Source organism: Bradyrhizobium zhanjiangense (genome assembly GCF_004114935.1).
GTDB classification, from domain to species: domain Bacteria; phylum Pseudomonadota; class Alphaproteobacteria; order Rhizobiales; family Xanthobacteraceae; genus Bradyrhizobium; species Bradyrhizobium zhanjiangense.
On sequence record NZ_CP022221.1, the window covers coordinates 8778486 to 8801850 of the forward strand.

Below are 23365 nucleotides of genomic sequence, written 5' to 3' on the forward strand. Positions count from 1 at the left end.
CATAACAAGAACAAGCAGCGCGCGAGGAAACAGCATGTCCGAATTCAAACAGCTCAGCCGGTCCGTAAAGGGCCTGACCGTCCTCGTCACCGGCGCGGCCAGCGGCATGGGACGCGCGACCGCGCGCGTGTTCGCCACTGAAGGTGCGAACGTCGCCGTCACCGATTATGACGAGCGAGGCGCCGATGCGGTCGCGAGGGAGATCTCGACAAACAGCGGGACAGCGAAGGCGTGGAAGCTCGATGTTGCCGATGCCGGCGAGATCAAGCGCGTAGTCAATGATGTTGCGGCGCATTTCGGCGGGCTCGACATCGTCGTCAACAATGCCGGCATCTCCGTGCGGGTCGCGATCGACGACGAGACCTATGAGGACGCATGGGCCAAGGGCCTCGCCGTGATGCTGACGGCGCATCCACGCGTCATCCGCGCCGCGCTGCCGCATTTGCGCAAGTCGAAGAGCCCGCGCATCATCAACATCGCCTCGACCGAGGCGCTCGGCGCCACCGCATTGCACAGCCCCTATTCGGCGGCGAAGGGCGGCGTTGCGAGCCTCACCCGTTCGCTGGCGGTGGAGCTTGGCCGCGAGGGCATCACCGTCAACTGCATCTGTCCCGGTCCGATCCGCACGGCAATCACCGATCGCATCTCCGAGGAGCACAAGACGATCTACGCCAAGCGCCGCACTGCGCTCGGCCGTTACGGCGATCCTGAAGAGGTTGCGCACATGACGCTCAGCCTGTGCCTGCCGGCCGCCTCTTTCCTCACCGGCGCGGTGATCCCGGTCGACGGCGGGCTGATGGCGCGCAACGCGTGAGAGCCATGCGCGCGGCGCGTTGACATCGCCGAACGCGGGAGTCATTTTTTCCGCAAACAGAGCGGGGAAACCGCTCGCAGATGCGGGAGAAAACGCCATGACGATCGCCATCCGGCAGCTTCAGAAGCATTTCGTCGGTGAGGTGTCGGGCCTCGACCTGCGAAAGCCGCTCACGCCGGAGGAGGCGCGCGAGGTCGAATCCGCCATGGACAAATACGCGGTGCTGGTCTTCCACGACCAGGACATCACCGACGAGCAGCAGATGGCGTTCGCGCTGAATTTCGGCCAGCGCGAGGATGCGCGCGGCGGCACCGTTACCAAGGAGAAGGACTATCGGCTGCAATCCGGCCTGAACGATGTCTCGAATCTCGGCAAGGACGGCAAGCCGCTGGCGAAGGACAGCCGGACGCATCTGTTCAACCTCGGCAATTGCCTGTGGCATTCCGACAGCTCGTTCCGTCCCATTCCGGCAAAGTTCTCGCTGCTGTCCGCGCGCGTGGTGAACCCGAAGGGCGGCAATACCGAATTCGCCGACATGCGCGCCGCCTATGACGCGCTCGACGACGAGACCAAGGCGGAGATCGAGAATCTCGTCTGCGAGCACTCGCTGATGTATTCGCGGGGATCGCTCGGCTTCACCGAATATAGCGACGAAGAGAAGGAGATGTTCAAGCCGGTGCTGCAACGCCTGGTGCGCACGCACCCCGTGCATCGCCGCAAGTCGCTGTATCTCTCATCGCATGCCGGCAAGGTGGTCGGCATGAGCGTGCCGGAGGGCCGGCTGCTGCTGCGCGATCTGAACGAGCACGCGACGCAAGCAGAGTTCGTCTACGTCCACAGATGGAAGCTGCATGATCTCGTGATGTGGGACAACCGCCAGACCATGCACCGCGTCCGCCGCTACGACCAGTCGCAACCGCGCGACATGCGCCGCGCGACGGTGGCCGGCACGGAGCCGACGGTGCAGCAGCAGGCGGCGGAGTAGTTTTTCGTCGTCCCGGCGTAGGCCGGGACCCATAGCCACAGGATGCGATTTGGCGAAGACTGGTCATTGCCAGCCTGCTTCGACAATTCCTGTCTCGGAGTACGGGTCCCGGCCTTCGCCGGGACGACGCTGGAGGGTGAAGCGACGGCGTCAATCACCATCGTCATGCTGGACCAGCGAGCGCGGATCCAGGACCTATTGCCACCGAGCGCAGTTTGACGAAGGCTGGTGGTTGCCAGCCTTCTTGAGCAACCACACCCCGTGGTAATGGGTCCTGGCTTTCGCCAGGACGACAGGACTACGCGTGCCCGGCCTCGTTGGAGAGCATGCCGGGATCGATGCCGATCTTCTGCAAGGCGCGGTTGTATTTGTCGTCGACGTCGTCGCCGAAGATCAAGTCAGTGTCGGCGTCGCAATGCAGCCAGCCATTGCTCTGGATCTCGGTCTCGAGCTGACCCGGCGCCCAGCCGGCATAGCCGAGCGCGAGGATGGCGTGCTTGGGGCCGGAGCCGTTGGCGATCGCGCGCAGGATGTCGACGGTCGCGGTGAGGCACACGCCCTCGTCGATCCGCAACGTCGCGTTCTCGATGTAGAAGTCGCTGGAATGCAGCACGAAGCCACGCCCGGTGTCGACCGGGCCGCCGCGCAAAACCTTCATGCTTTCGGCATTTTCCGGCAGCTTGATGTGCTCGCCCTTCTTGATGATGCCGAGCTGCATCAGGAGCTCGGGGAAGTCGATGGAGCCGGCGGGTTGATTGACGATGATGCCCATCGCGCCTTCGGCAGAATGGGCACAGAGATAGATCACGGAGCGCTCGAAACGGGGATCGCCCATCACGGGCATCGCAATCAGGAGCCGGCCGTCGAGATAACCGGCCGAATTGGGGAGCGCGGGGCCTGCGCTGCGGGTGCTCTCGCCCGTCCTTTTACCTGTAGGAGCCATGGTGAAGCACTCCGGTTTCAATTCCTATCCTGATGTCGGGCCCGGCGGCTGTCAAATCAAGGCTTGCAGAGACTTGATTCAGATGCATCCATCACAAGCAATTCAATGGTTTGCCCCGGGGCCCCCCTGTAAAGACGTGCCATGTCCAGCATAGTTCCCTTGCGTGCGGCGATTGGCGTCGCGACAACCCTGCTCGCGTCGTCGCTGGCCTTCGCAGCCCGTGCCGACGACGCTTCGCCGTGGCAGCGCGACGGACATTCCGCAGTGCGGCTGGTCGCGGGGTCACGCAGCGGCGCCGTGCTGCTTGGCGGTATCGCCTTCCAGCTCCAGCCGGGCTGGAAGACCTACTGGCGTACGCCCGGCGACTCCGGCGTTCCGCCGCGGTTCGACTTCTCCAAGTCGGACAATGTCGAGGCGGTGACGATCATGTGGCCGGCTCCGCTGAAGTTCGACGACGGCGCGGGCGGTCACTCGATCGGCTATCGCGACCAGATCGTACTGCCCCTGCGCATCGTCGCCAAGGCCGCCGACAAGCCGGTGACCTTGCGCGCCGAGATCAACTATGCCGTGTGCGAGAAGCTCTGCATTCCCGTCGAGGCCCGCGCCGAGCTTGGCTTCAACAGCGTCGCCTCGACCGAGGACGCCAATCTGCGCGCCGCGCTCGACACCGTGCCCAAGCCCGCCAATATCGGCGACCCCAACCCGCTCACCATCCGCGACGTCAAGCGCGACGGCAACAAGGTGGTCGTCGACGTGGTCGCGCCGGCGGAGGCACGCCATGTCAATCTGTTCGTGGAAGGGCCGACGCCCGATTGGGCGCTGCCGATTCCGGCCCCGGTCCAGTCCAGCGCGGCAGATGTGAAGCGATTTTCCTTCGAGCTCGAGGGGCTGCCGCCGGGCGCTAAGCCCGACGGTGCGGCGCTGAAGTTCACGCTGGTCGGGCCGGACAAGTCGTACGAGTTCAATACGAATTTGGAGTGAGCCGTCGTCGCAACCCCAGCGGTCGTCCTGGACAAGCGCAGCTCTTGGCAACGCATAGCGTTGTCCAGGGCGGAGCGCAGATCCAGGACCCATTACCCCAGGGAGTAGTGGTGGCGCGAACTCGTAGCCCCGAGCCTTCGTCCAACTTCTCCCTGGGGTAATTGGTCCTGGCTTTCGCCAGGACGACGTTGGGGTTGCGACAGCACTCCCACCCAACCGAATCTTAACGAATGGTTGCTAATTCCCGGGCATGCCGCAGCATGCGGAACCCCCTGGGGATCTCGAATTGGCCGTGATGGATGCACAACCCGCAACGACCGGACCGGCGGGGTTGATCGCGCGGCTGCGCGGCAGGCTGACGGGCGGCTCGCGCGAGGCCTCGCTGACGCGGCGGCTGGCCGGCACCATCTTCGTCATCCGCGTCATCAGCGCAGGCCTCGCCTATGTCTCGCAGGTGCTGCTCGCGCGCTGGATGGGCACGTCCGACTACGGCGTCTACGTCTATGTCTGGACCTGGGTGCTGCTGCTCGGCAGCATGATGGATTTCGGCATCTCCGCTTCCGCGCAAAAGATCATTCCGGAGTACCGCGCCCGCGGCGAGCATGCGTTGCTACGCGGCTTTCTCTCCGGCAGCCGCTGGCTGACCTTTGCCGTCTCCGCGCTGGTGTCGCTCGGCCTCGCCGGCATCGTCAGGCTGCTCTCGCCCTGGATCGATCCGGCCGAGGTGCAGCCGCTCTATATCGGCTGCATGACGCTGCCGGCCTTCGTCGTCGCCAACACCCAGGATGGCATCGCGCGCTCGCACGACTGGATGCAGCTCGGGTTGATGCCGCAATTCATCATTCGCCAGGCGCTGATTATCGGCATCACGGCCTCTGCCTTCCTGCTCGGCTATCATCTCGGCGCGGTCGCCGCGATGGTCGCGAGCCTAGGTGCGGTGTGGATCGCGATGGCCGGGCAGATGGTGGTGCTGAACCGCAAGCTCGCCGATCACATCGAGCCGGGCCCAAGGGCCTACGACATCGGCGGCTGGCTCGCCATCTCGCTGCCGATCCTGCTGGTCGAGAGCTTCTACCTGCTGCTGTCCTACACCGACGTACTGGTGCTGCAGCAGTTCCGCCCCTCCGACGAGGTCGGCGTCTATTTTGCCGTGGTCAAGACGCTCGCGCTGGTTTCCTTCGTCCACTACGCGATGTCGGCAACGACCGCGCATCGCTTCGCCGAATACAACGCAAGCGGCGACAAGGCGCGGCTGTCGGCCTATGTGGCGCACGCCATCAGCTGGACGTTCTGGCCGTCGCTGGCGGCGACCATCGTGCTGCTTGCGCTCGGCAAGCCGCTGCTCTGGCTGTTCGGGCCGCAATTTGTGGTCGGCTACGACATCATGTTCGTGGCCGCGATCGGGCTGGTGGTGCGCTCCGCGATAGGGCCGGTCGAGCGGCTGCTCAACATGCTCGGCCAGCAAAGAGTCTGCGCGCTCGCTTATGCGCTGGCCTTCGTGATGAACGTCGTGCTCTGCATCGCGCTGGTACCGCGCTACGGTGGCCACGGCGCCGCCGCCGCGACCTCGATCTCGCTCACTTTCGAGACGGTGCTCTTGTTCTGGATCGTGCGGCAGCGCCTCGGCCTGCACGTGCTGGCGTTTGGAAAATAGGCCATGCGGCTGCCTGCCCGTTGGGGAACGGCGGTGTCGCAAGACGCAGCTGAACAGGGCAAAATGGCTATGCATCTCCCACCTGCAGCATGATTTTTCTTATTTGATCCAAACAGTTGCATGCCGGAGAAAGTTCATTCTACGTCGTATTGCCCAACCGACGAGACCAACCTAAGATTCCCCGGACATGTTTGATCCACTCTACGTCGCCTCTGGCTTCGGCGTCGGCCTGCTTGTCGGGATGACCGGCGTTGGCGGCGGCTCGTTGATGACGCCGCTCCTGATCCTGCTGTTCGGCGTTCATCCCTCCACGGCGGTCGGGACCGACCTGCTCTATGCCGCCGCCACCAAGACCGGCGGCAGCGTGGTCCATGGCTGGTCGCGCAGCGTCCACTGGCCGGCGGTGCTGCGGCTCGCTTCCGGCAGCATTCCGGCGAGCGCGGTGACGCTGCTGGTGCTGTGGAAGCTCGACCTCAAGAGCGATACCGAGCGCAGCCTGGTCAATCTGGTGCTGTGCTTCGCGCTGATCCTGACTGCGACGTCGCTGATTTTCCGCAAGTCGCTCATGGATCGCTACCGGAAGCGCCTCGAGCAGGTCGACGCGCGCACCACCGCAATTGCGACAGTGATCACCGGAATCGTACTCGGCGCGCTGGTCTCGATTTCGTCGGTCGGCGCCGGTGCGGTCGGCGTCACCGTGTTGCTGCTGCTCTACCCGCGCTTGCCGATGGCGACCATCGTCGGCTCCGACATTGCCCATGCCGTGCCGCTAACGCTGGTTGCCGGCATCGGACACTGGGCGCTCGGTGACGTCGACTGGGCGCTGATGGGCGTGCTGCTGCTGGGCTCGCTGCCCGGCATCATCGTCGGCAGTTTCAGCGCGACGCGCGTCCCTGAGACGGTGCTGCGCCTGACGCTTGCCAGCGTGCTGTTCGTAGTCGCCGGCAAGATCATGTTTGCGGAGCTGAATTTGTCGACGGCCTTCGTGACGGCGCTGGCCTGGACGCATTGAGCGAGAGGCTGCCGCCTCGTTCTCACTTTCGTAGGGTGGGCAAAACGAAAGCGTGCCCACCATTTCTTTCAAGCGCGGAAAAATGGTGGGCACGGCGCTGACGCGCCTTTGCCCACCCTGCGGCATCGAGCGCTTACTCCGCGGTCCAGCCGCCATCGATCGAGAGATTGGTGCCGGTGATCTGCGCGGCATCGTCGCTGCACAGGAACAGAGCGAGCGCGGCGACCTGCTCGGAGGTGACGAACTCCTTGGTCGGCTGCGCATCGAGCAGCACGTCGTTGATGACCTGCTCGCGCGTCAGATTGCGCGCCTTCATCGTGTCGGGGATCTGCTTCTCGACCAACGGCGTCCAGACATAGCCGGGGCTGATGCAGTTGCAGGTGATCTTGTGGGTCGCAACTTCCAGCGCCACGGTCTTGGTGAGACCGGCGATGCCGTGCTTGGCCGACACATAGGCCGATTTGAAGGGCGAGGCGACGAGCGAGTGCGCCGACGCCGTGTTGATGATGCGGCCCCAGCCCTTCTTCTTCATGCCGGGCACGGCGGCACGGATGGCATGGAAGGCCGACGACAGGTTGATGGCGATGATCTGGTCCCACTTCTCGAGCGGAAACTCCTCGATCGGCGAGACGAACTGGATGCCGGCATTGTTGACGAGGATGTCGACCGAACCGAACGTCTTCTCGCCGAGCGCGATCATCCCGGCGATCTCGGCGGGCTTGGTCATATCGGCGGGCGAGTAGATCGCCTTGACCTTGAAATCGGACTCGATCTTGGCGCGCTCCTTCTCGATGTCCTCGGGCGAGCCGAAGCCGTTGATGACCACATTGGCGCCGGCGGCGGCGAAGGCGCGTGCGTAAGCGAGCCCGATGCCGCTGGTCGATCCGGTCACGACGGCGTTCTTGCCTGACAGACTACCCATTTCATTCGCTCCTTTTTGCCGAGGGTGCGGTGACGTCCCCCGTGAGATCGTAGGTGACCATGGTCTCGCCGGACTGCGGCCTCTCGAGCCAGTCCTTGTGGCGCATCGACAGATGCACGTCGCGCACCCCGGCTTCCCAATGCTCGACCATGGCGACATGCGAGAAGTCGTAGTCCTTGGACGAGGATTCGTAGTTCTTGCTGCGATAGATCAGGTGCACCACCGTGACCGTGCTTTCGCGCGCCGCTTTCGCGAGGAATTCGACGGAGGGATCGTTCTTCAGATAATCCGGCAACTTGCTGATGAGATCGCGCACCGCCCGGCGGGCGTTGTGCAGCTGCTTGTTCTTGTCGGTGTTCATCCGCGTGCGGCTGGAATAGCGGATGTCCTTCTCGCGCTCGGCGGCCTCGAGCAGCGAGGTCGGCAGGTCGCCGCGCGCGGAAAACAGGTCGACCTGGAAGATCAGCATGTCGCGGGCAAGCTCGGCGTCGAGCACGTAGTCGAGCGGCGTGTTGGAGGCGATACCGCCGTCCCAATAGTGCTCGCCATCGATGACGACGGACGGAAACCCCGGCGGCAGCGCGCCGGAGGCCATGATGTGCTCGGGGCCGATTCTCTTGCCGAGCTTCTTGAACTCGTAATTGTCGAAATATTTGAAGTTGCCGGAGGTGACGCCGACCGCACCGATCGACAGGCGCGTCTTCACATCGTTGATGCGGTCGAAATCGACCAGACGCTCCAGCGTCTTCTTCAGCGGCGCGGTGTCGTAATAGCTCTCCGCCTCAGGGTGACCCGGCGGCCACAGCGGTGCCGGCGGAACGCGCGGGACGAAGAAACCGGGCACGCCGAAGGTCGCGATCAGCGCTGCGCTCGTCGAGTTGAAGAGCTCGCGGCTGTGATCGCTCTTGCCGACCGGCTTCCACGGCACCGGCGCCGACACCATCTCCCAGAATTCCTTCAGCCGCTCGACGCGGGTGCGGCCCTCATTTCCGGCGATGATGGCGGCGTTGATGGCGCCGATGGAGATGCCGGCGACCCATTCCGGCTCGAAGCCGTAGCCGCACAACGCCTGGAAGGCGCCGGCCTGGTACGAGCCGAGTGCACCACCGCCCTGGAGGACCAGGACGCGTTGCGCATTCGCGGGGATGCTGGCGGAGTCCGGACTATGATCTGTCATGAGGGAACAATAGCAAAAGGCGAGCCACCGTGGCGACAGTCCGCCGCGGCGTCAATGCATCCCGGGATCAAGTCTGGCTTATCGCGGGTCCGTCGAAGCCAGGATCATGGTCCAGAACACCTTGTATTTGGTGCCGGGAGCATAGCCCGCCGCGATGCCCAATTTTGTGACACCGCCCTTGAGCATGTTGGCGCGGTGAGGCGGCGAGTCGCGCCAGCCGGAAAACGCTTCCGCCAGCGTATGATAGCCGGCCGAGACGTTCTCGACCGCGACGGTCGCGGGATAGCCGCCGCCGGCGAGCCGCTTGGCGAGCGGCGCGCGAACGTCATGGTCCATCTTGTTGGCGGCCGCCATGGCCTGGGACTGGGATTCGGCGAGCAGCATCAAATCGGGATCGATCATGACGGTACCGAGCCCGTTGTTCTGGCGGTATTGCGAGATCATCACGGCGGCCGCCTGCGCATCGAGCTTGGCGCCCGGGACCGCCATGTCGGTATACATGGACGGCTGCTGGACCGGCGCTTCGTTGCCGGCGCAGCCGGCCAAAAGCAAAGTGATTGATATTGCGGCCGCAGCGCGCATGAATCAGGCCCCCAAATGAGGGGCCGTTGTTGCATACCAACCGTGGCTGAAAGGTGAATTTTGAGGAAAATCTGCTCGGTGTCATTCCGGGTCTGGTCCTTCGGACCATCCCGGAATGACGGGGATCTAGCCCGCAAATATCCGGTAGCGGCGCGGTTCGAGCCCGATCGTGTCGCCGGCGCGCAGTTCCCTATCGCGGGGCGCGTCGATCTCGATGGTCTCGCCGCCTGATAGCGCGACCTCGGCGCGCTGCACGGGGCCGAAATTGCGAACATGCTGAACCGCGCCCTCGAAGGCGCCGGAGCCGGGCGGGCCGACTAGCATGTCATGTCGCCGCACGAACAGTTTTGACGCGCCAGGCACAAGCCCATCCGCAGCAAGCCGCAGCGGTCGGTCGCCGAGCCGGATCACGCCGCCGTTCACTTCAATCGGCAGCTCGATGGATTCGCCGATGAAGCCGTGGACGAAAGCGGTCGCCGGGCTTTCATAGACATCGTCGGGCGAGCCGATCTGCTCGATCCGGCCCTTGTCCATCACCACGACGCGGTTGGCGACTTCCAGCGCCTCCTCCTGATCGTGGGTGACGAAGATCGAGGTGACGTTGATCTCGTGGTGCAGCGAGCGCAGCCATCGGCGCAGCTCTTTGCGCACCTTGGCATCGAGCGCACCGAAGGGCTCATCGAGCAGCAGGATGCGCGGCTCGATCGCGAGGGCGCGGGCGAGCGCGATGCGCTGGCGCTGACCGCCGGAAAGCTGGCTCGGATAGCGATCGGCGAGCCAGTCGAGCTGCACGAGATCGAGTAGCTCCTTCACCCGCGCACGGATCGTGGCTTCGTCTTTCCGGACCGCGCGTGGCTGCACGCGCAGGCCGAAGGCGACGTTCTCGAACACGGTCATGTGGCGGAACAGCGCGTAGTGCTGGAACACGAAGCCGACATGCCGTTCGCGCGCGCCCTGCGCCAGCGCGTCCTCGCCGTTGAAGGAGACGTCGCCAGCGTCGGGCCAGTCGAGGCCGGCGATGATCCGCAGCAGCGTGGTCTTGCCGGAGCCTGATGGCCCGAGCAGCGCGACCAGCTCGCCATTGTCGACCTTGAGATCGACGCCGTCGAGCGCTTTGAAGCTGCCGAACTTCTTGACGAGATTCCTGACTTCAATGGTCACGGGCGTCTTGTCCTTCGTCCAGATGACGTTCGAGAACGGTTTTTGCGATCAGCGTGATCAGCGCCAGCATCGCCAGCAGCGAGGCGATCGCGAAGGCGGCGACGAACTGGTACTCGTTGTAGAGGATCTCGACCAGGAGCGGCATGGTGTTGGTCTCGCCGCGGATATGGCCGGAGACGACCGAGACCGCGCCGAACTCACCCATCGCGCGCGCGTTACAGAGCAGCACGCCATAGAGCACGCCCCATTTGATGTTCGGCAGCGTGACACGGAAGAAGGTTTGCAGGCCCGAGGCGCCGAGCGAGATCGCCGCTTCCTCCTCCTGCGTGCCCTGCTCTTGCATCAGCGGGATCAGCGCGCGCGCCACGAAGGGGAAGGTCACGAAGGTGGTGGCGAGCGCAATGCCGGGCACCGCGAACAGGATCTGGATGTCGTGCTCGCGCAGCCAAGTACCGAAATAGCCCTGCGCGCCGAACAGCAGCACGAAGACGAGGCCCGAGATCACCGGGCTGACCGAGAACGGCAGGTCGATAAGCGTGATCAGGAAGGTCTTGCCCCTGAAGTCGAACTTGGCGATGGCCCAGGCCGCGATGAGACCAAAGACAAGATTGAGGCCGACAGAGATCGCAGCGACCAGCAGCGTCAGCTTGATCGCAGCCAGCGCCTCCGGCTCGGCCAGCGCGGCGAGATAGGCGAGGATTCCTTTCGAGAACGCCTCGGCGAACACCACGACGAGCGGCAGCACGACGAAGACGGTGAGGAAGATCATCGCCAGCGCGATGATGGTGATGCGCACCGCCCTTGGTTCGGTCCGCAGGCTGTCGCGCGCGGCGGCCGCATGCGCACGTGCGCGCGCATCGGGCGAGACCAGCGAAGCGGATTCTGCGATCTGCAACGTCATCGCATCCCCCTCAGCGCTCCGGGATCCGGCTCTGCGCCCAGCGCTGGAGCCGGTTGACGGCGAAGATGATGACGAAGGAGACGACGAGCATGACCACCGCGATCGCGGTCGCATCGGCGTAGCGGAATTCGGACAACCGGATCACGATCAGCAGCGGCGCGATCTCGGAGACATTGGGCAGATTGCCGGCGATGAAGATCACCGAGCCATATTCACCGACCGCACGCGCGAAGGCGAGCGCAAGGCCGGTGAGCAGCGCCGGTGCGAGCGACGGCAGGATCACGCGGATGATGGTCTGCCAACGGCTGGCGCCCAGGCTGCCCGCGGCCTCCTCGATCTCGGGGTCGAGATCCTGGAGCACCGGCTGCACCGTGCGCACCACGAAGGGAATGCCGATGAAGATCATGGCAACAAAGATGCCAACCGGCGTGAACGCCACCTTGATGCCGAGCGCCGCGAGTGGCGCGCCCAGCCAGCCCTTCTCGGCGAACAGCGCGGTCAACGCGACGCCGGCGACCGCGGTCGGCAGCGCGAAGGGCACGTCGACGATGGCATCGAACAGCCGCCGGGCGGGAAAGCGATAGCGCACCAGCGCCCAGACGATGATGCTGCCCATCACCAGATTGACGCAGGCGGCGGCGAAGGCGAGGCCGAAGGAGACGCGAAGCGCGTTCAGCGTGCGGCGGCTGGAAAGGATGTTCCAGAACTGTTCCGGGCTCAGCTCGAGCGATCTCAGGAACAGGCCGGCGAGCGGAATCAGGATGATGACGGACAGCCAGGAAAGCGTCAGTCCCATGGTGAGACCGAAGCCCGGCAATGTCCGGCGTCGTGCTGCGAGTGCGCTCACCAGGCCCCCTGCTAAAAACCGCCCAAAGACAGCGCTCGATCAGTTCTTGTAGATCTGATCAAAGACGCCGCCGTCGGCGAAATGTTCCCGCTGCGCCTTGGTCCAGCCGCCGAAGACGTCGTCGATCGTGAACAGCTCGACCTTGGCGAAGGCGCTTTCGTGCTTCTTGGCGACCTCGGGATCGCGCGGGCGGTAGAAATTGCGCGCGGCGATCTCCTGCCCCTCTTTGGTGTACCAATATTGGAGATAGGCATCGGCGGCGTTGCGGGTGCCTTTTTTATCGGCAACCTTGTCGACGATGGCGACCGGCGGCTCGGCGAGGATCGACTGCGGCGGCGCCACGATCTCGAACTTGTTCGCGCCGAACTCCTTCAGCGCCAGGAACGCCTCGTTCTCCCAGGCGAGCAGCACGTCGCCGACGCCGCGCTCGACGAAGGTCACGGTGGCGCCGCGCGCGCCGGTATCGAGCACCGGCACCTGCTGATAAAGCTTTCCGATGAACTCCTTGGCCTTGTCGGCCGAGCCGAACTTCTTCTGCGCAAAGCCCCAAGCCGCGAGGTAATTCCAGCGCGCGCCGCCTGATGTCTTCGGGTTCGGCGTGACCACCGCGACGCCCGGCTTGATCAAATCGTCCCAGTCCTTGATGGCCTTGGGATTGCCCTTGCGCACCAGGAAGACGATGGTCGAGGTGTAGGGTGATGAATTCTGCGGCAGCCGCTTCTGCCAATCGGCTGTGGTGAGGCCCTTGGCGGCGATGGCGTCGATGTCATAGGCGAGCGCGAGCGTCACCACGTCGGCCTGCAATCCGTCGATCACCGCGCGCGCCTGCGAACCGCTGCCGCCATGCGACTGCTTGATCTCGACGCTCTTGCCGGTTTCCTTCTGATAGGCGTTCGCGAACGCCTTGTTGAACTCGGCATAGAGCTCGCGCGTCGGATCGTATGACACGTTCAGCAGATTGATGTCAGCGGCGAGAGCCGAGCTTGCCCAGAGGAGTCCTGCAGCGAGCGGAACGATACGGCGCATCATGTCCATCTCCATTCACTTCGTTGACGTCGGTGTCAGCGAAGGCGTGCAGGCATAACTCGGGTCGAAACGCGCTTAAGTCAACGGAACCGGATTTTCTTGTTCGCGATGTCGCAGCCTGACTGTGCTACGAAGTCTTCATCGTGTGAATGCCGCATTCTGTCTTGGCCCGGCCGCGCCAGCGACCGGCGCGAGAATCCTCGCCTTCGGCCGTTCTGCTCGTGCAAGGCATACACCCAACCGACAGGAAACCGGAGGCGACGAGAGGGTGACGCGGCAATTTGGCGCGGACGAAGATGGCCTCGAGTTCCTCGCGCGAGACATTGGCGAACGGGTTGAACTTCAACCGCGCGCCGTCGTCCTCGACGACCGGAATGTCGGCGCGTGCGTTGCCCTGGAAACGCTTGCGGCCGTTGAGCCACGCCGAGAACGGCTTGAGCGCACGCGCCAGCGGCTCCACCTTGCGGATGCGGCAGCAGGCGTCGGGATTGGAGAACCAGAGGTCGCGGCCGGGATCGTCGCGCGATAGCGTTTCCTCGGCGGGCTTGATCGAACGGACATCCTTCAGGCCCAGCGTCGCGATCAAAGTGTCGCGATAGGCGAGCGTCTCTTCGAACAACCAGCCAGTGTCGAGAAAGATCACCGGGATCGCCGGGTCGACGTCCGCCATCACCTTGAGCAGCGTCGCCGATTCCGTACCGAAGGACGACACCAGCGCGAGCTTGTCGCGCCCGACTGTCTTCAGCGCTGCGGCGATGACCTCCGCGGGCGAGGCATCGCGTAAGCTCCGATCGAGCTCGTCCGCCGGGGGCAGCGCAGAGATGGACGAAACCTGAGGCGCGGTCGCGTTCACGTGCCGACACCTTCGGAATGGCGCAACTGCATGCGCCGGTGCAGGGCCGTGATGCGGCCGTCGCCGGTCGGCTGGTAGAACACCGAATAGCGCTTCGCGGTCTGCATGAACGCTTCCGCGTCGGCCTGCTTCTTGACCTCGAAGGCATCGAAGCCGGCACGCAGCATGAACACGAACTGGTCGCGCAGCACCTGGCCGGTGGCACGCAACTCACCGCGGTAATTGTAGCGCTCCCGCAGTAGCCGGGCCTGGCTGTAGGCACGGCCGTCGCGGAAGGTCGGGAACACCAGCGCAACGGCCGCGACCTTGCCGAGATAGGGCACGAGCTCGGCGATGTCGCGATTGTTGGGCCAGATCACGCCGACCTTGCCGGCGCGCTTGAGCAGGCCTTCCGCCTCACCGAGGAAGCGCTCGGCCGGCACCAGGATGTCGCCGCTCTCGGGCAGCGGCGTATCGACGGCGAGCTTGACGAAGCTGTCGTCGACGATCTTTCCGCCGTTAACGAGTGGCATAGACGCGCTCCTTGAAGGGTTCGACGCCGAGGCGTTTCACCGTGTCCATGAACAGCTCTTCGGGCCGCTCGCGCAGCGCCAGATAAGCTTCCACGATGTCCTCGACGACGTCGGCGACCTCGTCGAACTTCACGCCCGGGCCGATCAGGGTGCCGAGCGCTGCGTTCTCGTCGGCGCGGCCGCCGATGGTGATCTGATAGACCTCCTCGCCATTCTTCTCGACGCCGAGAATGCCGATGTGGCCGACATGGTGATGGCCACAGGCATTGATGCAGCCGGAGATGTTGATGTGGAGACGCCCGATCAGGTTGGCGAGTTCGTGATTGGCGAACCGCCGCGTCAGCTCCTGCGCGATCGGGATCGAGCGCGCATTCGCCAGCGAGCAATAGTCGAGACCCGGGCAGGCGATGATGTCGGTGATCAGGTTGACATTGGGCGTCGCCAGCCCGAGCTTGTCGAGCGCCTTCCACAGCGCCGGCAGATCGCGCTTGGCGACGTGCGGCAGCGCCAGGTTCTGCTCGTGGCCGACACGGATCTCACCGAAGGAATATCTGTCGGCGAGATCGGCCAGCGCATCCATCTGCTCGGCGGTGGCATCGCCCGGAGGCCCACCGGTCGGTTTCAGCGAGATCGTGACGATCGAATAGCCCTGCACCTTGTGCGGGGCGACCGAGTTCTTGCGCCACGCCTCGAAATCCGGATCGGCCGCGGCCTGCCGCAGCTCGTCCGGCATGTGCGGCAGCTTCTCGTAGGCCGGATAGGTGAAGCGCGAGCGAATATCCTCGATCACCTCGTCGTCGATCTGGAGCGAGGAGTTGCGGATGTGCTGCCACTCGTCCTCGACCTCGCGGGAGAATTTTTCGATGCCGAGCTCGTGCACCAGGATCTTGATGCGCGCCTTGTAGATGTTATCGCGGCGGCCGTACTGATTGTAGACGCGTAAGATCGCCTCGATATAGCTGAGGATGTCGCGGCCATGCACGAAGTGCTTGATGGTCTTGGCGATGAACGGCGTGCGGCCGAGGCCACCGCCGACCAGCACTTCGAAGCCGGTCTCGCTCTTCTCGTTCTTGATCAGCCGGAGGCCGATGTCGTGGATCTTGATCGCGGCGCGGTCATGATCCGACGCGGTGATCGCGATCTTGAACTTGCGCGGCAGGAACGAGAATTCCGGATGCAGGGTGGTGTGCTGGCGGATCAGCTCCGACCAGATGCGGGGATCCTCGATCTCACCGGGCGCGACGCCGGCCCACTGGTCCGAGGTGACGTTGCGCATGTTGTTGCCGGAGGTTTGCATCGCATGGATGCCGACCTTGGCGAGATCAGCCAGCGCGTCCGGCAGCTCGGCAAGCTTGATCCAGTTGAACTGGATGTTCTGCCGCGTGGTGAAATGGCCATAGCCGCGATCATATTTGCGCGCGACATGGGCGAGTGCCCGCAGCTGGTTGGTCGCCAGCGTTCCGTAGGGGATCGCAACGCGGAACATGTAGGCGTGCAGTTGCAGATAGACGCCGTTCTGGAGCCGCAGAATCTTGAACTCGTCCTCGGTGAGCTCGCCGGAGAGGCGCCGCTTCACCTGGTCGCGGAACTCCGAGACGCGCTCGTTGACGAGCGTGCGGTCGATTTCGTCGTAAGCATACATAAGAAAGCGCCTTAAACCTGGGCCGGCTGTCCGATGGTGACGCCGGTGCGGCGGATCTGTTCGCGCAGATTGCCGGGCTGGACCTTGCCGTCCGCACCGATCTGCACCGGCGCGATATAGGGACCGATCGCGCCGACGTCATCGGCGACGGACTCAGCAAGCAACGCCTTCGCCTCGTCGGAGTTGCGCACGATCGCGGCTTCCGACAGGTCCGCGGACCAGCCCTTGGCGGCGGTGCGATAGACCACAATGCCGTCCCAGGTGCGGTTGGCGGTCACGACCGAGGGGCCGGCGATTTTGATCTTCTTCTGTTCAAGCGGGGAGGTCATTCGGCTGCATCCAGGAGGTCAGAGATGATTTGGTTGGGAGTTTGGCGGCGAAGCGAGCCGGCATGCCGGACCACCTCGCCGATGATGAGAATGGCAGGACCGCCATTGGTCCGCCGCACGAGCTCGGGCAGGTCGCGGAGCGTGCCGATCGCACCTTGCGCATCGGGGCGCGTGACGCGGGCGAACACGCCGACCGGGGTTTCCGGCGAACGGCCGGCGGCGAAGAGGCCGGCGCGTATGGCGGGCGCGGCGGTCGTGCCCATGTAGACGACCACGGTCATCTTGGTGTCGGTCAGCGTCGACCAGTCCACGACTTCCGCATCGCGCGCCTTGTGCGCGGTGAGGAAGGTGATGCGGGTTGCTTCATGACGGTAAGTGAGCGGCACTTCGAAATCGGCCGCACCGCCGATACCTGCGGTGATGCCGGGAATGATCGAATAGGCGATGCCGGCGGCGCGCAAGGCTTCCATCTCTTCGCCGCCACGGCCGAACACGAAGGGATCGCCGCCTTTCAGCCGCACCACGCGCTGGCCGGATTGCGCGGCCTCGATCATGCGCTTGTTGATGGCATCCTGGCCGATGCCGGGCTTGCCGACACGGCGGCCGACGGCAACGCGCGTGGTATCGCGGCGGATGCGGTCGAGAATTTCAGGCGAGACCAGCTCGTCGTGAAAGACGATATCGGCATCCTGCAGCGCGCGCAGCGCCTTGATGGTGAGGAGATCGGGATCGCCGGGCCCGGCGCCGACCAGCGCGACCGAGCCTTCCGGCTTGTCGGCGCGCGCGAAGGCGGAGGGATCAGCAATAGCCTTGAGCGCCGCAGCCGCTTCGCTCTTGCGATCGGCGAGCACGGCAGCGCCGATCGGCCCGTCGATGACGCGCTCCCAGAAGCGGCGGCGCAGCGGAAATTCGGCGATGCGCTCGTTGATGGATTTGCGGAAGCCGCCGATGAATTCGGCGAGCTCGCCGATGCGGGCCGGCAGCAGCGCCTCGATTTTTTCGCGCACGCGCCGCGCCACCACCGGCGAGGTGCCGCCGGTGCCGACCGCGACCACGACGTCGCCGCGATCGACGATCGCCGGGAAGATGAAGCTGGAATGTTCGAGATCGTCCATCACGTTGACGGGCAGACCCAGTGCCTTGGCGCGAACCGACATCGCGACACCGACATCACCTGCGCCGGCGCAGACGACAGCGATGACGCCCGAGAGATCGGCTGCCAGCGGATCATCAGATGCGAATTCAACGCGTGCGGCGTCCTCGGAGCTGAGGCTCAGATCACGATCGCCATCGATCGCATGCACGCGGATGCGCGCGCCGGCAGCCGTGAGCACGCGCAGCTTGGCGCGCAAAAGCTCACCCGCGCCGATGAGAACCACCGGACCGGTCTTGAGATCGAGAAACACCGGCAAGAACCGCATGCGATACCCGCTTCCCCACAAACGGGGTTGACTGGAATTATTTTCTATATATGTCTCGTTTCGAGCGCGCAAAGAGAAAATTTTTTCTTCTCTTCCGCACTGCAACTATAGAATTTTCGCCTCCAAACGCAAAGTGGCAGAGATGCATCTTCTCAAGGACGATTCCGCTGCTGATCGACTGAGCAATCCGGCACTGGCTGAGCGCGTGCGCGCGCAAGAATTTTCTGCCGAGCTTGCCCCAAGCATGGATCATCTCGACCAGCTCGAGGCGCAGAGCATCTACATCTTCCGCGAGGCCTTCGCACGGCTGAAGAAGATTGCCCTGCTGTGGTCGCTCGGCAAGGACTCCAACGTGATGATCTGGCTGGCGCGGAAAGCCTTCTTCGGCAAGATGCCGTTCCCGGCCCTTCATGTCGACACCGGCAAGAAGTTTTCGGAGATGTATCGCTTCCGCGATCATTACGGCAAAGAGTGGGACCTCGACTTGCGCGTCGAGCCCTGCCCGCCGATCGATGCCGTCGATCCGACATTGCCGCCGGCCGCGCGTTCCGCCGCGCGCAAGACCGAAGGTCTCAAGATGGCGCTCGCCAAGTACGGCTTTGACGGCCTGATCGCCGGCATTCGCCGCGATGAGGAGGCGACGCGCGCCAAGGAGCGCGTGTTCTCGCCGCGCGGGCTGGAAGGCAATTGGGACGTGCGTGATCAGCCACCGGAGTTCTGGGATCATTTCAATGCCTCGCCGCCGCAAGGCGCGCATTTGCGCATCCACCCGATCCTGCATTGGACCGAGGCCGACATCTGGGCCTACACCAAGCGCGAGAACATCCCGATCATTCCGCTGTATCTCGCCAAGGACGGCAAGCGCTATCGCTCGCTGGGCGATCAGGACATCACCAATCCGGTCGCTTCGACCGCAGTCAGCATCGACGAGATCCTGATCGAGCTCGAACAGACCAAGGTGCCGGAGCGCGCCGGGCGCGCGCTCGACCACGAGACCGAGGACGCTTTCGAGCGCCTGCGCGTCGCCGGCTATCTCTGATTCCCAAGGACGCGAGCGTCGCATGAATATGATCGTCACCACGGCTTCGCCGGCAACTCCGAACGGCACCACGCGTCCGCAAGTGCGCATCGTCATCGTCGGCCATGTCGACCACGGCAAGTCGACGCTGGTCGGCCGCCTCCTGCACGAGACCGGCAGCCTGCCCGACGGCAAGCTCGAAATGCTCAAGGCCGTCAGCGCACGGCGCGGCATGCCGTTCGAATGGTCGTTCCTGCTCGATGCCCTCCAGACCGAGCGCGACCAGGGCATCACCATCGACACCACGCAGATCCGCTTCCGCACCAATTCGCGCGACATCGTGCTGATCGATGCACCCGGCCACGCCGAATTCCTGCGCAACATGATCACCGGCGCCTCGCAGGCCGACGGCGCGGTGCTGATCATCGACGCGCTCGAAGGCGTGCGCGACCAGACAAGGCGTCATGGCTATCTCCTACATTTGCTCGGCGTGAAGCAGGTCGCGATCGTCGTCAACAAGATGGACCGGGTCGACTTCTCCGCCGATCGCTTCAAGGAGATCAGCGACGAGATTTCCGCGCATCTCAACGGCCTCGGCGTGAAGCCGACCGCAGTGATCCCGATCTCGGCGCGCGATGGCGACGGCGTCGCCGAGCGCACCGACCGGATCGGCTGGTACAAGGGCCCGACGGTTGTCGAGGCGCTCGACGCCCTCGAGCCGGCACGGCCGCTGGAGACGCTGGCCCTGCGGCTGCCGGTGCAGGCGATCTACAAGTTCGACGACCGCCGCATCGTGGCGGGCCGGATCGAATCCGGCAGCCTCATCGCCGGCGACGAGATCGTGATCATGCCGGCCGGCAAGATCGCCAAGATCAAGACGGTCGAGAGCTGGCCGGTGACACCGGTCGCGGGCCGGCAGGGCGCCGGCCGCTCGGTCGGCATCACGCTCGATCGCGAATTGTTCATCGAGCGCGGCGACATCATCGCGCATGCCGGCACCGCACCGCGCGAGACGCGCCGTCTGCGCGCGCGCATCTTCTGGCTGCACGACAAGCCGCTCGCCAAGGGCGATCAGCTCCTGGTCCGCTGCGGGCCGAAGGAAAGCCGCGCCACCGTGGTGGCGATCGAGAAGGCGGTCGATCCCGGCGAGCTCGAAAGCAGCGAGAACAAGGCGATCGGCCGCAACCATGTCGGCGAGATCGACATTTCGCTTTCGAATCCGATCGCAACGGATCCCTACACCGAGAATCCGCGCACCGGACGTCTCGTGATCGAGGTGTCCGGGCGCATCGCCGGCGGGGGCCTGGTGCTGTCGGTCGATGCCGGCCAGCGCGCCGTGCCTGTCGATATCGTGCCGGTGGAATCGGCGCTGCGCCCTGACGAGCGCTCCGCGCGCTACCGCCATAACGGTGCCGTGGTCTGGCTCACGGGTCTGCCCGCCTCCGGCAAGTCGACCCTGGCCAAGGCGCTGGAGCGGCGGCTGTTCACCAATGGCGGCTCGCCGATCCTGCTCGACGGTGACACGCTGCGCGCCGGGCTCAACAGCGATCTCGGCTTCACCGCCACTGATCGCAGCGAGAACATCCGCCGCCTCGCGGAAGTCGCGACGCACCTCGCGCGCAACGGCCACATCGCGATCGTCGCCGCGGTCTCACCAGCGCGCGAGGACCGCGCCACCGCGCGCCGGATCGCCGACACCGCGTTCCGCGAAATCCATGTAGCGACGCCTGCGGGCGTGTGCGAGGAACGCGATCCCAAGGGCCACTACAAGAAGGCCCGCGCCGGCGCACTCACCTCGTTCACCGGCATCGGCAACGACTATGAGGCGCCGCAGGCCGCCGAGCTCGTGATCGATACGTCGGCACGGACCGTCGCCGATGCCGCCGACGAGATCGAGCGCATGCTGAAGACCACCGGCGTGCTGTTCGACGAAGTCGTGGACCTCGCCGCGAATATTTGAGGCACAGCTCCGCTTAAGGAACACACTCCACGCCACACCAACGGTGTCGTCCCGGCGAAGGCCGGGACCCATACCGCGTGATCTATCGATCGGGCTCTACAGCAGTCCCGGATCACGAATCTTCGCCAAACTCCTCCCTGGGGTAATGGGTCCCGGCCCCCGGTGCGCAATTGCACACTAGGCCGGGACGACATCGGAGAGAGATAGCACCCGACGGCTATCGCAAGTCGCGGCCCGACCGGTCCCCCACCCTTCCTTGACATTTTGACAACCCCCTAGGGGTCTTCTCACGGCCTTGATTTTGGGGCTAATAGGCCTCCGAAAGCCGCCCTCTATGGGCGCATTTTGCTGCTGTCGGGTCAAAAGCAGCCAAAAGCAGCCATTTCCAACAAGAAAGCCCATCATGAAACGCGTCGATGCCCACGGATTGAAGATCGCTCCCGTCCTGTTCGATTTCATCGCCAAGGAAGCGGCCCCGAAAACGGGGATCGCGCCGGATGCGTTCTGGGCCGGGCTTGCCGCCATCATCAAGGAGCTGGGGCCAAAGAACCGGTCGTTGCTCGCTTTCCGCGACACGCTGCAGGCCAAGATCGACGATTGGCACCGCGCCAACAAGGGCAAGGCGTTCGACCTCAACGCCTATACCGCCTTCCTGAAGGAGATCGGCTATCTCGTCCCGGAGCCGGCGACGCAGAAGGTCGAGACGGCCAATGTCGACGAGGAGATCGGCAAGATCTGCGGCCCGCAGCTCGTCGTGCCGCTCACCAATGCGCGCTATGCGCTGAATGCGGCGAATGCGCGCTGGGGCTCGCTCTACGACGCCTTCTACGGCACCGACGCCATTCCGCATGATCCTTCCGAGAGCGGCAAGGGCTACAACAAGGCGCGCGGCGACAAGGTGATCGCCAAGGCCAAGGCATTCCTCGATACCGCCGTTCCGCTGGCGACCGGCAGCCACACCGACGTCACCGCGTACAGCGTCGTCGCGGGCCAGCTCGCGGTGAAGCTGAAGAGCGGCAACGCCACCGCGCTGAAGAACGCGGCGCAGTTCGCAGGCTTCCAGGGCGATGCGGCCGCGCCGTCCGCCGTGCTGCTCGTCAACAACGGCCTGCACATCGACGTCAAGATCGACCGCAGCAGCGCGATCGGCAAGGATGATCCGGCCGGCGTCGCCGACATGATCATGGAGGCCGCGGTCTCGACCATTCTGGACATGGAAGACTCCGTCGCCGCAGTCGATGCCGAGGACAAGGTGCTGGTCTACCGCAACACGCTCGGCCTGATGAACGGCACGCTGTCGGCCGATTTCGAGAAGGGCGGCAAGACGCTGACGCGCTCGCTGAACGCCGACCGCAGCTACAAGACGCCGGATGGCAAGAGCGAGCTCAAGCTGCACGGCCGCAGCCTGCTCCTGATGCGCAATTGCGGTCACCACATGTTCACCGACGCGGTGCTGGGCGAGACCGGCGAGGAAATTCCGGAAGGCCTGCTCGATGCGGCCGTGTCGGGCCTGCTCGCCATTCACGACCTCAAGGGCAATTCCAAGGTCAAGAATAGCCGCACGGGATCTGCCTATATCGTCAAGCCGAAGATGCATGGCCCCGACGAGGTGTCGCTGACCTGCGAGATCTTCGACCGCGTCGAGAAGATGCTGGGCTTGCCAGAGAACACGCTCAAGGTCGGCATCATGGACGAGGAGCGGCGCACCACCGTCAACCTCAAGGCCTGCATCCAGCGCGCCTCCAAGCGCATCATGTTCATCAACACCGGCTTCCTCGACCGCACCGGCGACGAGATCCACACCTCGATGGAAGCAGGTCCGATGATCCGCAAGAACGAGATGAAGGCGCAGGCCTGGATCAAGGCCTATGAGGACTGGAACGTCGACATGGGCCTGATCGACGGCCTGCCCGGCCATGCCCAGATCGGCAAGGGCATGTGGGCCGCGCCCGACAAGATGGCGGACATGCTGGCGCAGAAGCTTAGCCATCCGCAGGCCGGCGCCACCACCGCGTGGGTGCCCTCGCCGACCGCCGCGACGCTGCACGCGCTGCACTACCACCAGGTCAACGTCATCGCGCGCCAAGAGGAGCTGGCCAAGGGCGGTCCGCGCGCAAAGCTCGCAGACATTCTCACCATCCCGGTGTCGAAGTCGAACTGGGCGCCTGACGACGTCAGGCAGGAGATCGACAACAATTGCCAGGGCATCCTCGGCTATGTCGTGCGCTGGATCGACCAGGGCGTCGGCTGCTCGAAGGTGCCCGACATCCACGATGTCGGTCTGATGGAAGACCGCGCTACTTTACGCATCTCCAGCCAGCATCTCGCCAACTGGCTGCACCAGGGCGTCATCACCGAAGCGCAGGTGATGGAATCGCTCAAGCGCATGGCCGTGGTCGTCGACAAACAGAACGCGGGCGATCCGATCTACAAGCCGATGGCGCCCGCCTTCGACGGCGTCGCCTTCAAGGCGGCCTGCGACCTCATCTTCAAGGGCCGCGAGCAGCCGAACGGTTACACCGAATACATCCTCACCGCCCGCCGCCGCGAGGCGAAGGCAGCGGGTTAAATAGCCTCAGTTCGAAGGGCGAAACGTCGCGGCGCGCAGCGGAACGGCTGCGCGCC

21 protein-coding genes are annotated in these 23365 nt (G+C 64.5%); 8 read left to right on the forward strand and 13 right to left on the reverse strand.

Annotated elements, in window-relative coordinates; translation table 11 throughout:
• Positions 1-34 precede the first annotated feature (34 nt).
• Positions 35-814 (forward strand): SDR family NAD(P)-dependent oxidoreductase, encoded by a 780-nt coding sequence (locus tag XH85_RS41970; protein ID WP_128936596.1) that lies wholly within the window; start codon positions 35-37, stop codon positions 812-814.
• A gap of 97 nt (positions 815-911) precedes the next feature.
• A complete protein-coding gene (locus XH85_RS41975) occupies positions 912-1799 on the forward strand; it encodes a TauD/TfdA dioxygenase family protein (RefSeq protein ID WP_128936597.1) in 888 nt (295 codons plus the stop codon).
• A 298-nt stretch (positions 1800-2097) separates the two neighbouring features.
• Here XH85_RS41975 and XH85_RS41980 read toward each other — a convergent pair whose 3' ends face one another.
• A complete protein-coding gene (locus XH85_RS41980) occupies positions 2098-2742 on the reverse strand; it encodes a YqgE/AlgH family protein (RefSeq protein WP_128936598.1) in 645 nt (214 codons plus the stop codon).
• A gap of 141 nt (positions 2743-2883) precedes the next feature.
• Here XH85_RS41980 and XH85_RS41985 point away from each other — a divergent pair, with 141 nt between their 5' ends.
• The 3 genes from XH85_RS41985 to XH85_RS41995 all read left to right on the forward strand — a co-directional run bounded on the left by XH85_RS41985 (position 2884) and on the right by XH85_RS41995 (position 6389).
• Positions 2884-3723, forward strand: a complete 840-nt coding sequence (locus tag XH85_RS41985) for a protein-disulfide reductase DsbD domain-containing protein (protein ID WP_128936599.1) — start codon at positions 2884-2886, stop codon at positions 3721-3723.
• Between the two features lie 286 nt (positions 3724-4009).
• A complete protein-coding gene (locus XH85_RS41990; protein WP_164939410.1) occupies positions 4010-5377 on the forward strand; it encodes a flippase in 1368 nt (455 codons plus the stop codon).
• Positions 5378-5564: 187 nt separating this feature from the next.
• Positions 5565-6389 (forward strand): sulfite exporter TauE/SafE family protein, encoded by an 825-nt coding sequence (locus XH85_RS41995; RefSeq protein WP_128936601.1) that lies wholly within the window; start codon positions 5565-5567, stop codon positions 6387-6389.
• Between the two features lie 133 nt (positions 6390-6522).
• On the opposite strand, the gene XH85_RS42000 is transcribed toward XH85_RS41995, so the two are convergent.
• From XH85_RS42000 to cysG, 12 genes are all read right to left on the reverse strand, one after another.
• Positions 6523-7311 carry a 3-hydroxybutyrate dehydrogenase gene (locus XH85_RS42000; RefSeq protein WP_091881341.1) on the reverse strand — a complete coding sequence of 263 codons (789 nt, stop codon included), beginning with the start codon at positions 7309-7311 and terminating at the stop codon, positions 6523-6525.
• Between the two features lies 1 nt (position 7312).
• The gene (locus XH85_RS42005; protein WP_128936602.1) at positions 7313-8488 is read right to left on the reverse strand and encodes a DUF3734 domain-containing protein; all 1176 of its coding nucleotides are present in this window, start codon (positions 8486-8488) and stop codon (positions 7313-7315) included.
• Positions 8489-8566: 78 nt separating this feature from the next.
• Positions 8567-9070: a CAP domain-containing protein gene (locus XH85_RS42010; RefSeq protein ID WP_128936603.1), complete on the reverse strand. Its 504-nt coding sequence runs from the start codon at positions 9068-9070 to the stop codon at positions 8567-8569.
• Between the two features lie 126 nt (positions 9071-9196).
• Entirely contained in the window at positions 9197-10231 is a 1035-nt protein-coding gene (locus tag XH85_RS42015) for a sulfate/molybdate ABC transporter ATP-binding protein (RefSeq protein ID WP_128936604.1), read from the reverse strand.
• The gene (cysW, locus tag XH85_RS42020) at positions 10221-11132 is read right to left on the reverse strand and encodes a sulfate ABC transporter permease subunit CysW (protein WP_128936605.1); all 912 of its coding nucleotides are present in this window, start codon (positions 11130-11132) and stop codon (positions 10221-10223) included. Before cysW ends, XH85_RS42015 begins: the two co-directional genes overlap by 11 nt.
• 10 nt (positions 11133-11142) lie before the next feature.
• On the reverse strand, positions 11143-11979 hold the full coding sequence (gene cysT / locus XH85_RS42025; RefSeq protein ID WP_164934721.1) for a sulfate ABC transporter permease subunit CysT: 837 nt from the start codon (positions 11977-11979) through the stop codon (positions 11143-11145).
• A 39-nt stretch (positions 11980-12018) separates the two neighbouring features.
• A complete protein-coding gene (locus XH85_RS42030) occupies positions 12019-13008 on the reverse strand; it encodes a sulfate ABC transporter substrate-binding protein (RefSeq protein ID WP_164939411.1) in 990 nt (329 codons plus the stop codon).
• Between the two features lie 124 nt (positions 13009-13132).
• Complete coding sequence (locus tag XH85_RS42035) at positions 13133-13858, reverse strand: phosphoadenylyl-sulfate reductase (RefSeq protein WP_128936608.1); 726 nt, start codon at positions 13856-13858, stop codon at positions 13133-13135.
• Positions 13855-14370 (reverse strand): DUF934 domain-containing protein, encoded by a 516-nt coding sequence (locus XH85_RS42040; protein WP_128936609.1) that lies wholly within the window; start codon positions 14368-14370, stop codon positions 13855-13857. Before XH85_RS42040 ends, XH85_RS42035 begins: the two co-directional genes overlap by 4 nt.
• Positions 14357-16012, reverse strand: coding sequence for a nitrite/sulfite reductase (locus XH85_RS42045; RefSeq protein WP_128936610.1), 1656 nt, complete (start codon positions 16010-16012; stop codon positions 14357-14359). Before XH85_RS42045 ends, XH85_RS42040 begins: the two co-directional genes overlap by 14 nt.
• Positions 16013-16023: 11 nt before the next feature.
• Entirely contained in the window at positions 16024-16341 is a 318-nt protein-coding gene (locus XH85_RS42050) for a DUF2849 domain-containing protein (protein ID WP_091881306.1), read from the reverse strand.
• Positions 16338-17762: a siroheme synthase CysG gene (gene cysG / locus XH85_RS42055; protein WP_128936611.1), complete on the reverse strand. Its 1425-nt coding sequence runs from the start codon at positions 17760-17762 to the stop codon at positions 16338-16340. The genes XH85_RS42050 and cysG overlap by 4 nt, the downstream gene beginning before the upstream one ends.
• Before the next feature lie 244 nt (positions 17763-18006).
• On the opposite strand from cysG, the gene cysD reads away from it, so the two are divergent.
• From cysD to XH85_RS42075, 3 genes are all read left to right on the forward strand, one after another.
• Entirely contained in the window at positions 18007-18801 is a 795-nt protein-coding gene (gene cysD, locus XH85_RS42060; RefSeq protein ID WP_091882044.1) for a sulfate adenylyltransferase subunit CysD, read from the forward strand.
• 22 nt (positions 18802-18823) lie between these two features.
• A complete protein-coding gene (gene cysC / locus XH85_RS42065; protein WP_128936612.1) occupies positions 18824-20740 on the forward strand; it encodes an adenylyl-sulfate kinase in 1917 nt (638 codons plus the stop codon).
• A gap of 403 nt (positions 20741-21143) precedes the next feature.
• A complete protein-coding gene (locus XH85_RS42075; RefSeq protein WP_128936613.1) occupies positions 21144-23309 on the forward strand; it encodes a malate synthase G in 2166 nt (721 codons plus the stop codon).
• Positions 23310-23365: the final 56 nt, after the last annotated feature.